Source organism: Thiomonas sp., assembly GCF_054608695.1.
In genome coordinates, this window is the sequence record NZ_JBTRXV010000125.1 from 1 (window position 1) to 7,523 (window position 7,523).

Genomic DNA, 7,523 nt, shown 5'->3' on the forward strand with positions numbered 1-7,523 from the left:
ATGGGATGCAAGGCGCAAACCACAGCCATAGCCCAAGCCATGGCGCGGATTTGCAACGCCGCAGACCGCCCGAGGCGCGGATGCGATGCGCACGCGGGACTTGTTCAGCGTCGCCTTAGGCCGTGTCGGCCCGGGCTTGGGGCCTGGAATGGCCTCTTCGCAGCCGCCAGGGCCGCGAGCGGCGAAGCTCAAACCCGCCGCGCCCAGGGGCCCAGAGTTGTGCGCTCGAGGGCGCCCAGCTTGTGCTCAAAACGGGCCGAGGCCAGCAGCGAGCGCTCGATGAGCCCCGCCCGGACTGCGCTCGCGTACTGCTCGCGCATCGCATCGAACGGCGCTCGCAGGAGCGCCTTGGCTGCAGACACGAGTGGCGCGCAGTCGCCCAACTGCGCCAAGACCACCGGTGATTGCGCGCGGCGGCCTGGGCTGCGGCCAGGCGTGTGGGCGCTTACCACAGCGCCCGCCGATGATGAAGCCCGGGGATTGAAGCGTGCAGCGGAAAACTCTCGCGCGCCGTGCCGCGATACTCGAGCTGGTGGATGCGACGCTCGAGGTCGCAAACGTCGACGGACTGAGCCAGATAGTCCTCGTCGAGCTGCTCTTGCGATTCGAGGCCTGAAAAAATCTTTTGCAGAAACTGCTTGAACGTGCTCATGATGTTTCTCCCTTGTGAGGAGCCTTTCATTGCGATTAGGGTTAACCCTAATTTAGCACCTCCTGGCCACATTTCAAGCGGGACCTACGCTTTTGTTGCTTTGCAGCATCAATAGGCGTTTCGCGGCGTCCGTATCGGCTCGATAGGCGATGTGCCTGCGGGTTCCGCGCGTGGCTCAAGGTCGTGCTGCGATGCAGCGTTCAGGGCATGGGCTAGCCCCAATACTGTTCAGATAGATGTTCATCGGCGATCGTTCTCGTCCATCGAAACTTCGATGGACGAGAACGATGGCGCGAGCACGCAAGGCCTTAGTCGAGCAGCAGGGCCGGGTCGAAGGCGCCGTGGATGAGGGTTTCCAGCTCGCGCATCGGCCCCAGCGGGTCGGTGCTGTGGCCGTCGATGGTGCGCCAGGCCATGAAGCGCTCGCGCCCGACGGACAGCGAACCCATGCGCGCCGAGGTGCCGTCGGACAGCACCAGCAGGACGTTGGCGGTGAACAGGTCGGGGATGTCGTCCTTGTAGACCTGGAGCTGGTTGTAGCGGCCCACAGGTCGGCGTTCTCATCGCCGGGGTTCTTCAGTTCGATGACCACCAGCGGCAGGCCGTTGAGGAACAGCACGAGGTCGGGCCTGCGGGTGTGCCTGGGGCCTTGCACGGTGAACTGGTTGACAGCCAGCCAGTCGTTGCGCTGCACATCGGCATGGTCCACCAGGCGCACGCGGTCGCCACGGGTCTGGTTGTCTTTGCGGTACTCCACGGGCACACTTTCCACCAGCCAGCGGTTGAACTGTCGGTTGGCGGCCAGCAGGCCGGGGGATGCTCTGGTTCAGCACCTGGCGCAGGGCGTCGTCTTGGGCACCTGCGGGGATGTGGGGGTTGAGGCGGCGGATGGCTTGGCGCAGGCGCTCGGTGAGGATGACCCGGCGGTAGGTGGCGCGCTCGGTGCCGGGGGTCTTGCTATCGGGCGCGGGTGGGAAGGGATTCAACGGCCTATGCGGGGGCACGTTTCAAATAGACGATTTCTCCAGCGTCGCTCACCAGCCTATCGCCGAGCGAATACCAGTTGGGAATGCCGCGCTTGCGGTTTGCCTCTTGGGCGGCACGGGCGGCTCGGTTGCCGATGCGCACGATGTCGGCGACGCGAGCGAGGTGCTCGTTAGTCGGGGTGGTCTTGGGCCGCATCGCTCTCTCCTTGTTGTGCCATGACGGTCAAACGCGTCCACAGGGCTTCGTCAAACACGGTCACACCATCGGCACGCGTGCCTGTTGCCACGGTGGATTGCCCAGATTCTCCATTGAACACCAGCACCTGGTCATCCACCAACGCTTGGTAACGATGAAAAAACTGGTGCAGGCTGCGCGCTCGGCAATGCGCTTGAGGCAGAGTTCGGCACTGTCGAGCGTGACCATCAAGTGCAGGTCAGACGCGGGGTCGTTGAACTCGGCTTGAGCTGGATGCGGCGCTCATCGAAGGCGTCGCTGATGCACTTGATGAAGATGAGCCCGAGGATGATGTGCTTGTATTCGGCGGCGTCCATGCTGGAGCGCAGCTTGTCGGCTGCTGCCCAGAGGGTTCTCTTGAGGTCTTGGTTCATGCCGGGAGCTTGCTATTTTTGTTGTCCAGGCCAGCTCGCATCTGCAGGGCCTCATGGCTGGCGGTGGGGATTGGGGAAAAGTGTAAGGTTGAGCGGCAGCATGGAATGCGCTGCGGGACCAGCTGGCTACCCGGCCAGCTGCTCCTGCACCGCCCGCCGGAACCGCAGCGGCGCCGCAATGCGATGGAACGAGTCATGGGTGCCACCTGTACCCACCACCGCAATCGAGCCGAAGTTGAAAACCCTTCCCGCAATCCCCTGGTCGACCGTGATGCTCTCAATTTTGTTGAGCACGATTTCCACGGAGGTCCTGCGGATGAGCCCCACCTTCATGATGACTCGCTTGTTTGTCACCGCGAATTCGGACGTCTTGTAACGGATGAAGGCGCTGAGCAAACCCGCCAATCCGGCGAGCAGGAGGATGACGCCGATGGCCGCGACATCGCCGTCGAGAGTGAGCACGGCGAGCCCAAGGAGGAGAAGCAGGGACGGTGAGATGAACACGACACGGCTGAGGTGCGCCCTGTGCAGGACTTGCTCGTTGGTCAGCAGATTGCGGTCGATGTAGCTCATCAGCTCCCCCCTGGTTTTGAAGCACGTTCCGGCTGGTCGGTCGGCCTGTGGCTGCCTTTGTCGCCAGCGTGGGCGTAGCTTAACGGCGCTAGGCAGTGGCGCTGAGGGATGGCGAAAGGCGCGAAGGACCGCGCCCCAGCGTCGGCGCTGGACGGCTGAACCAAGCTCTGGCTGGGTGTTGATGTCTTTCGCGCCTGAGTTTTGCTGTAACCGTGTAACGGTGTGACCAGCCCTCCGCAAATGGCGCTCCGTTACTCGGTTACACGGTTACGACCCTCGCTCGACAAGGTTGGCAACAACCGTGCTTTCCTCCGCGACAAGCTCACGCAGACCTGCTGCCACTCCGCCGCAATCCCGAAGGCCGCCTTCTTGGCAAAGCTTCCACTTGCCCTGCAGCTTCGTCAGTTGGCCAGCGTGGCGACGCCGTGCTTCGCGGTGAGTTGCAGGGCATCCAGCAGGCGCAGGACTTCACGTTCGTTGATTTGCCACGCCGAGCGCCTTACAATAAAGGCCTTCGTAAGGAATTCCCCATGTCTGAAGCCACCCTCACGAGCAAAGGCCAAGTGACAGTCCCGGTCGACATCAGGCGGTCGTTGGGTCTGCATGCCCATGACCGGCTCACATTCACGCCCATGCCCGATGGAACGGTGGTGCTCCGGGCCAAAACCAAGTCCATCCTGGAGTTCAAGGGCATGCTGCAGCCAGCTCCCGGCACCACGGTTTCGATTGAGGACATGAGCCTGGGCTCGCATTGATGGCCGCGCTCGACACCAACGTTCTGGTGCGCTGGCTGACGGACGACGATGCCGAGCAAAGCGCTGCCGTCGCGCGAGTTCTGCAGTCGGCCCAGGAGCAGGACGAGCGGTTGTTCGTGCCGGTCACCGTGCTGCTCGAAACGGAGTGGGTGCTGCGCTCCCGCTATCGCCTGGACAAGCCATCCGTGACCGCCGCCCTGGATGCATTGCTGAGCGCAACCGAGCTGGAATTCCAGAGCGAACCAGCACTGGAACAAGCCCTGTGGTCTTTCAAGCAGGAGGGCTCCCCGGATTTTGCCGACTGCATGCATGCGGCCCTGGTCAACCAAGCGGGGCACAGCCCATTGCTGACGTTTGATGTGCGCGCCGCAAGGCTCGAAGGGGCACAGCTGCTGGAGTCAGAACCTCAGCGCAAGCGGCAGCCAACTGTCGGCTGAATTCAGCGCTGCGCCACCACCACGGCCTCGTTGCCCTGTGCGAAGAGGTGAACCTGCGACTGCATGCCGGCTTGGGCAAAGGCCGCCTGGATGTCGTCGGGCCGCAGGAAATGGTTGCCTTGCACGTGCTCGCTCAAGTTCTGGAACGCCAGCGCCTTGCGGCTGGGCTCGCGCAAGGCCGTGCGGTCTGCCGGCCAGGCCGGCTCCCAAATCACGACGAATCCGCCCGGCTTGAGGTTGGCGCACAGCCAGGCGAACAGGGTTTGGGTGTCTTTCTCCCACACATGATGCAGCGCACGGTTCATCGCAATCAGGTCGGCGGGCTCGTCCAGGGTGAGCGCGTGGATGTCGCCGTGGATGAAGCGCAGCCTTGCGGCCAAGCCGTCCTGCGCCGCCAAGGCTTGGGCCTGGGTGATGTTCTCCTGGAAGCCGTCGATGCCCAGGCCCCGCAGCTTGCCGCAGCGCCGCGCCAGTGCGCGCAGATACCAGCCGTTGCCGCAGCCCAGGTCCACGGCGAGGCCACCGCGGGCGTCGACCGCGGCAAATGCCGGGACCGCCGGACAGATGGTGCGCTCGAACATCGGTGCGAAATTGGCTTCGAGCATCGGGCCGAACCAGGGCAGCACGGTCTCGCGCTCGGCCAGCACGTGCTCACCCGGACGCTCACCGCTGCGCATGAGCCCCGCGGCCCGCTCGGCCATATGGGCCGACAGGACGGATTGCACGGCCATCGGCATGAGGGTGTCGGGTGCGTCAGGACGCATGGCCTCGCCCATCGGCGTGAGACGGAATGCCTCGCCTTCGACATCCAGGTAGCCGAAGGCATAGGCCGCGTCGCACCAGCGCAGGACGTAGCCAGGGTCGAGCTTGCCTGCTTCGGCCAGGGCCGTCGATGACGCGGTGCCAAGATTGTGCAGGGTGCTGAACAGGCCGTTGACCACGCCGATGTAGGCGATGTTCAGGCTGAGCGCTGCCTGGGATTGCTGGCGGAATTGGGTTTTGAGGTCGTCGGCAGTCATGGGGGGAATCGTGGAATCGTGGAATCGTGAGGAGGTAATCGCCCATTGTGGCACCACATGCCTGTGAGAGACGTCCCCGCACGGATTGGTCGGGCGTGAGCTTCGGATATTCCCACGAGTATCTGGATTCTGCGATGATCGCGTAGAGTCCGCCGGGCTCAACAAAGACATCTTGAGGAGCACAACCATGACTGTGAACGAAGGTACGCTGGACCGCGCCCTGCGCGTGATTGCAGGTCTTGCACTCATTGCCCTGACACTGACCCATGTCATCGGCGTGTGGGGCTGGATTGGCGTGGTGCCGCTCGTGACCGGGGCTGTGGGCTTCTGCCCGCTGTACGCGGTGCTCGGGATTCGCACCTGCCCGATGCGCAAGAACTGAAGGCCGACCGAGGCGACCATGGGAGTCGCCTCGGTCGGAGCAAGGTCAGGTGCCTCGGCGCTGAAAGCGTGCGACGGGTGACTTAGAAGTTATCCGTAAATAGTAAACTACCGCTCCGAGCCGCACGTTACGCGGTGAGGAGCGAAGCATGGCCAATCGCAAACACGTTGATTCGTGGGTTGTGACTGACGATTTCTGGCGGCGCGTTGAACCCTTGATTCCGGTGCGTGAACGTTCAGCCACCAAAAAGTACGTGCGCAAGCCGGGTGCTGGGCGGCCCCCCAAGCCAGCGCGACAAGTCTTTGAAGCGGTGGTGTATGTACTGCGCACGGGCTGCCAATGGAAGGCGCTGCCCAAGGAGAGATTTGGCAGCGCCAGCGCGGTCCACAAGCGCTTCCTCGAGTGGGAGGCCGCCGACGTTTCGAGGCCATCTGGCGAGCCGGCTTGGCCGAGTACGACCCGATGGAGGGCATCGCTTGGGCGTAGCAAAGCATCGACGGAGCCATGTTCAAGGCGCCACTTGCGCAAGAGGCGGTCGGTCGCAACCCCACCGACCGGGGGAAAAAAGGGGAGCAAGCGACACTTGTTGGTGGACGGCCGTGGCGTCCCGTTGTCGCTCGTCGTGACCGGAGCCAATGAGCATGACGTCACGCAACTCGATCAGGTTCTCCAAGCAATCCTGGTCAAGCGCAAGACCCCGCAAACGAGGCGCAGCAAGCATCTGTGTGCCGACGCTGGGTATCGAGGCCGGCGCGCGTTGGAAACGATCGAGTCGCACGGGTACATCCCTCACGTCGTTGACCGCCGCACGGAGGCCGCTGCCAAACGGCGAGACCCAGCGAAGAAAGCGCGGCGCTGGGTGGTTGAGGTCTGCCACAGTGGGTTCAACCGATTCCGCAAGCTCCTGGTCGATACGAGAAGCTTGAGCGCAGCTTCGTCGCGCTGAACCCCATTGCCGCCGCAATCATCGCGTTCCGTAAGGTCTGTTTCGGTTGCTTTTGTTAACTTCAGACAGCTTCAATGACGCTTGATGCAGGCTTCGAGCTTGTGCCAGAAAAGGCCGGAGGCCGTGTGAAAACACGACGGGGCGTTCAAAATCGATGGTGTTGAGCTGGGGTCGGACTGCGGAGCAAGCCAGCTCGTGAACCAAGCCGGCGTGCACGCGACGAAGAAAGGCCCTTCAGGCCTTCATCGCTGCCATGAGGGGCGCCATTCCGATGATCTGGATGACTCGCTTCATGTTGCAGGCCAGCACATGCAAGCTCATCTCGGTCTGAACATGCTGCAGAGTTCGCATCAAGAAGTGCCGAGCGCCCATCCAGAACTTGATGGTGCCGAATGGGTGCTCGACGGTTCGCCTTCGAACGCGCATCATGCCCGGGGAACCATCCAGGCGGCGCTGCATGGCTTCGAGGACGTCTTCGTGCTCCCAGCGACTGACCCGCCGATACGGGGTGGGCGTGCATTGCGCCTTGATGGGGCAGCGCGGGCAGTCTGAACTCCAGTACCGATGGATGAGGTGCCCAGATTCGACGCGGGCATAGCGTCGAATGAGGCGGCTGCCAGCCGGGCAACGGTAGGGATCGGTTTCGGATTCATAGACGAAGTCGGACTTGTCGAATCGCCCCTCGGCCTTCGCCTCCGACGTCATGGGCTTGGAGACATAGGTCGTGATGCCGGCTTCATCACAAGCCAGGATGTCGTCACCATTGAAGTAACCCCTGTCGGCAACGACCTGAAGGTCCTGCTCTGGCATGACGACCTGGGCTTGTTGGGCCATCCTGGTCAACTGACGACGGTCGGAGCCGATGTTGGTCACTTCGTGCGCGACGATCAGGTGAGGTAGCCGTAGATGTACAGCTTCAGCAAAACCGCCGGGTGATACGACGGGCGTCCGGTCGACGCAGGAGTCGCACCATCAAATCCAAGGTTGGCCAGGTCCAACTCGTCGACGAAAACATCGACCACTCGCACCGGGTTGTCCTCGGCGATGTAGTCATCCAGGCACTCGGGAAGCAGCGTGACCTGGGCCCTGTCCTCGCCTTCGATGAATCGCTTCATGTGGCCACCATCGACGCCAACAACGATGACTCGATCCTAGCCGACGTCG

At 62.9% G+C, this 7,523-nt stretch carries 10 protein-coding genes and 3 pseudogenes; 4 read left to right on the plus strand and 9 right to left on the minus strand.

Annotated features, from left to right (window positions below):
* Positions 1 to 188: 188 nt before the first annotated feature.
* The 7 genes and pseudogenes from ACYCUK_RS22050 to ACYCUK_RS22080 form a co-directional block, all read right to left on the minus strand.
* Positions 189 to 452 carry a hypothetical protein gene (locus ACYCUK_RS22050; protein ID WP_461596764.1) on the minus strand — a complete coding sequence of 88 codons (264 nt, stop codon included), beginning with the start codon at positions 450 to 452 and terminating at the stop codon, positions 189 to 191.
* Positions 446 to 652 (minus strand): DUF3563 family protein, encoded by a 207-nt coding sequence (locus ACYCUK_RS22055; RefSeq protein ID WP_112487757.1) that lies wholly within the window; start codon positions 650 to 652, stop codon positions 446 to 448. The genes ACYCUK_RS22050 and ACYCUK_RS22055 overlap by 7 nt, the downstream gene beginning before the upstream one ends.
* A 311-nt stretch (positions 653 to 963) precedes the next feature.
* Positions 964 to 1,617: pseudogene (locus ACYCUK_RS22060) on the minus strand (type I restriction endonuclease); the annotation flags it as partial.
* 25 nt (positions 1,618 to 1,642) lie between these two features.
* On the minus strand, positions 1,643 to 1,834 hold the full coding sequence (locus tag ACYCUK_RS22065) for a hypothetical protein (RefSeq protein ID WP_461596765.1): 192 nt from the start codon (positions 1,832 to 1,834) through the stop codon (positions 1,643 to 1,645).
* Positions 1,835 to 1,894: 60 nt separating this feature from the next.
* Positions 1,895 to 2,065 (minus strand): hypothetical protein, encoded by a 171-nt coding sequence (locus tag ACYCUK_RS22070; RefSeq protein ID WP_461596772.1) that lies wholly within the window; start codon positions 2,063 to 2,065, stop codon positions 1,895 to 1,897.
* A gap of 23 nt (positions 2,066 to 2,088) precedes the next feature.
* Positions 2,089 to 2,247: pseudogene (locus ACYCUK_RS22075) on the minus strand (type I restriction-modification system subunit M N-terminal domain-containing protein); the annotation flags it as partial.
* A 126-nt stretch (positions 2,248 to 2,373) separates the two neighbouring features.
* Entirely contained in the window at positions 2,374 to 2,820 is a 447-nt protein-coding gene (locus ACYCUK_RS22080; RefSeq protein ID WP_461596766.1) for a PH domain-containing protein, read from the minus strand.
* 530 nt (positions 2,821 to 3,350) lie between these two features.
* Between ACYCUK_RS22080 and ACYCUK_RS22085 the strand changes: the two genes are divergently transcribed.
* Both ACYCUK_RS22085 and ACYCUK_RS22090 read left to right on the plus strand, forming a co-directional pair.
* Positions 3,351 to 3,575: an AbrB/MazE/SpoVT family DNA-binding domain-containing protein gene (locus tag ACYCUK_RS22085; protein ID WP_461596767.1), complete on the plus strand. Its 225-nt coding sequence runs from the start codon at positions 3,351 to 3,353 to the stop codon at positions 3,573 to 3,575.
* Positions 3,575 to 4,012, plus strand: coding sequence for a type II toxin-antitoxin system VapC family toxin (locus ACYCUK_RS22090; RefSeq protein WP_461596768.1), 438 nt, complete (start codon positions 3,575 to 3,577; stop codon positions 4,010 to 4,012). The genes ACYCUK_RS22085 and ACYCUK_RS22090 overlap by 1 nt, the downstream gene beginning before the upstream one ends.
* 2 nt (positions 4,013 to 4,014) lie before the next feature.
* Here ACYCUK_RS22090 and ACYCUK_RS22095 read toward each other — a convergent pair whose 3' ends face one another.
* Positions 4,015 to 5,031, minus strand: a complete 1,017-nt coding sequence (locus ACYCUK_RS22095) for a class I SAM-dependent methyltransferase (protein ID WP_461596769.1) — start codon at positions 5,029 to 5,031, stop codon at positions 4,015 to 4,017.
* A 187-nt stretch (positions 5,032 to 5,218) separates the two neighbouring features.
* On the opposite strand from ACYCUK_RS22095, the gene ACYCUK_RS22100 reads away from it, so the two are divergent.
* Complete coding sequence (locus ACYCUK_RS22100) at positions 5,219 to 5,413, plus strand: YgaP family membrane protein (protein ID WP_461596770.1); 195 nt, start codon at positions 5,219 to 5,221, stop codon at positions 5,411 to 5,413.
* A 148-nt stretch (positions 5,414 to 5,561) separates the two neighbouring features.
* Positions 5,562 to 6,359, plus strand: coding sequence for an IS5 family transposase (locus ACYCUK_RS22105; protein ID WP_461596771.1), 798 nt, complete (start codon positions 5,562 to 5,564; stop codon positions 6,357 to 6,359).
* A gap of 234 nt (positions 6,360 to 6,593) precedes the next feature.
* Here the strand turns inward: ACYCUK_RS22105 and ACYCUK_RS22110 are convergent.
* Positions 6,594 to 7,474: pseudogene (locus tag ACYCUK_RS22110) on the minus strand (transposase).
* Between the last annotated feature and the right edge of the window lie 49 nt (positions 7,475 to 7,523).